The sequence below is a fragment of the Bacteriovorax sp. DB6_IX genome (genome assembly GCF_000447775.1).
Lineage (GTDB): Bacteria > Bdellovibrionota > Bacteriovoracia > Bacteriovoracales > Bacteriovoracaceae > Halobacteriovorax_A.
The window spans coordinates 1-2,772 of the sequence record NZ_AUNJ01000266.1 but is presented as its reverse complement, the minus strand read 5'-3'; the positions used below and the strand labels follow the sequence as shown (position 1 = coordinate 2,772).

The window sequence follows — 2,772 nt, the reverse complement described above, 5'->3', positions numbered from 1 at the left end:
TCTTAAGTAATAAGCAGTAGAGACACCTGAAATACCTGAACCAATAATAGCAATTTTCATATTACCTAACCCTCTCAATGAGAAACTCTTCAAATTCTTCGAAGTTATTTAAATAGTGAATAGATTTGATTTTTTTATATTTAGGAAGATCAACGACAGTTGATTTAGAAGTTTTAGACACTCCCCCTAAGACAAGGGTAATCTCATGATCTAAGAGTTGATCCATCTCTTTCAAATAACCAGTAATTTTCTTTTCAAAATCCCACTTATCAGAAGACAATACCCCTAAGACTACGGTTTTTGCCTTTAGTGCATTTAGCGCCTTAGTAAGACAATCAGCGGGATGAGAAGCTCCTAAGTATACTGTAGAAGTCCTATGAATACGACAAAGTACATCAGCGATAAGGATGGAGAGCTCATGGAGATTACCCTCAGGTGTCGCGAGTATCACACTCTGATCTTCATTTCCAAGGTTGGGAAGATTTAAAAGAGCAAGCTGTGCCCTCATAATACTTGAGATGATATGCTCCTGAGAGACACTATACTTTCCCTTTGAAACAAGAATCCCTATCTCTCTCATCACAGGGAGAATCACATGAAAAATAAAGTCCCTGGCACCAAGACTTAGACGCAGATATTCTATTTCTTTAGCAATATTCTCAACACTATAATTTTCGATGAACTCAAATAGATTTTGACAACCACGTTTAATCATAAACGACGACTCATCAATTTCTTGAACTAAATCACTTACGGCCTCTTTGAGATCTTCAAGAGAATGGTCAGAAATCTGCGAAATAGAAAAGCCATGACCAATAAGAAGAACAATTAGCCTAGCACGTGCAAGATCATCTTGAGAATAAAGTCTCTGACCACTAGCTGAGCGCTCGGGAGAAAAGGTCTGATAGCGTCTCTCCCACGTTCTAATGGTATGAGGGAGAACACCACAGGCATTTGAGATAACTTTAATCGAAAGTTTCTTATCCATAGTGTCTCTAGCCTAAAACATAAACAAACCTTGAGCAATGTGATTAGGCCGACAAGACTTAGACAAAACTTAGGCAACTTAGACAAGACTGAACAAATCTTTCTCATAAAAGTGATTTAAAGCTAAGATAGAAGTATGAGTGAAAAAGAGAAATTGAATATATTCTGGTTCCGTAGAGATCTTCGCCTTGAAGATAATCATGGGCTCTTACACGCCTTAAAAGCCGATGAGAAAACGATCCCCATTTTTATCTTTGATTCCAACATCTTAGACAAAATAGAAGACAAGAGTGATAAGCGCGTCTCCTTTATCTACGACAACTTATCAAAACTTCATGAGCAGCTACAAGAGCTAGGTAGCTCCCTCTTAGTTAAGTATGGAAAACCTGTTGATATCTGGAAAGAGCTTATTCAAGACTTTGACATAAGCTGTGTTTATACAAATAAGGACTATGAGCCCTACGCTCTAGAGCGAGATCGTAAAATTGAGCAATTGCTGCACAAGAATCAAATCGAGTTTAGGCCCTATCTCGATCAGTGTATTTTCGATGTCCATGATATTTTAAAAAATGATGGTAAACCCTATACCGTCTATACTCCCTATAAGAGAAAATGGCTCGAAAGATTAGGACCTAAGAATCTTCTCTCCTACAATAATAAGAAGTTCTTTTCTGGTTTCTATCAACATAAGCTTAATATTTTAAAGCTTGAAGATATAGGCTTTAGCTATTCTAATCATGGATTAAAAAGAAAGATCCCTCTTAAGATCATTGAAAACTATGACCAAACAAGGGATTACCCGTATATAAATGGAACAAGCCTACTTGGCGCCCATCTTAGATTCGGAACAGTAAGTATAAGAAAATGTGCACAAGTGGCCTATAATAAGAATGAAACATGGCTAAGCGAGCTCATTTGGCGAGAATTCTTTATGCAAATTCTCTACCACTTTCCCCACGTTCAAACACAACCATTTAAAGAAAAGTATAGTAAAATAAAGTGGAAGAATAATAAGAAAGACTTTGAAAAATGGAAGAATGGTCAAACCGGTTTTCCTCTTGTCGATGCAGGCATGAGAGAGCTCAATCAAACAGGGCACATGCATAACCGAGTCCGCATGCTCGTGGCCAGTTTTCTAGTCAAAGATCTTCTTATCGATTGGCGCTGGGGCGAGAAGTATTTTGCCTCTAAACTCTTAGATTTTGATCTCAGTGCCAATAATGGCAATTGGCAATGGGCCGCGGGAACAGGCTGTGACGCCGCTCCATATTTTAGAATTTTTAGCCCTTCTAATCAGATTAAAAAATTTGATCCAGACTATAAGTATATTAAGAAGTGGGTCCCAGAATATGGAAGCGAAGATTACCCAGAAGAAATGATTGATCACAATATGGCCTATCATAGGGCCATCAAAACATATAAAGAGGCGCTTAGTTAGATCATCAACAAAGAAACTAAAGGAGATCCCATGTTAAATGTGACGATTGCCGGGGCCAGCGGCTTTCTTGGTAAGAATCTCTTAAAAACTCTTAGTCGAGATAAGAACATAAATATAAAAGCTCTTAGTCGCTCCTTTAGAAAAGATGAGAGTGACAATCTCAAATGGCAACAAGCAGACCTCTTCTCTCTTAGTAGCACCACTGATGCCCTTGTCGATACAGATGTGGCCATCTTTCTTGTTCATTCAATGCTTCCGGCCACAAGACTATTTCAAGGAAATTTTCAAGATACAGATCTTATTATCGCGGATAATTTTGTACGGGCCGCCCGTAGAAATAAAGTTAA

Annotated in this window: 3 protein-coding genes; 2 read left to right on the top strand and 1 reads right to left on the bottom strand. The window is 38.2% G+C overall.

Translation table 11 applies throughout. From position 1 onward, the window contains the following. Positions 1–61: 61 nt before the first annotated feature. The gene (locus M901_RS07875; protein WP_021277663.1) at positions 62–988 is read right to left on the bottom strand and encodes a MerR family transcriptional regulator; all 927 of its coding nucleotides are present in this window, start codon (positions 986–988) and stop codon (positions 62–64) included. Positions 989–1,123: 135 nt separating this feature from the next. Between M901_RS07875 and M901_RS07870 the strand changes: the two genes are divergently transcribed. Both M901_RS07870 and M901_RS07865 read left to right on the top strand, forming a co-directional pair. Further along, a complete protein-coding gene (locus M901_RS07870; protein ID WP_021277661.1) occupies positions 1,124–2,425 on the top strand; it encodes a deoxyribodipyrimidine photo-lyase in 1,302 nt (433 codons plus the stop codon). 30 nt (positions 2,426–2,455) lie between these two features. Beyond that, on the top strand, positions 2,456–2,772 hold a 317-nt coding region (locus M901_RS07865; protein ID WP_021277662.1), incomplete at its 3' end, for an NAD(P)H-binding protein.

Excerpts from the sequence above, each read along its gene's own strand:
- M901_RS07875 (WP_021277663.1), bottom strand. The coding sequence starts at position 988 with ATGGATAAGAAACTTTCGATTAAAGTTATCTCAAATGCCTGTGGTGTT.
- M901_RS07870 (WP_021277661.1), top strand. The coding sequence starts at position 1,124 with ATGAGTGAAAAAGAGAAATTGAATATATTCTGGTTCCGTAGAGATCTT.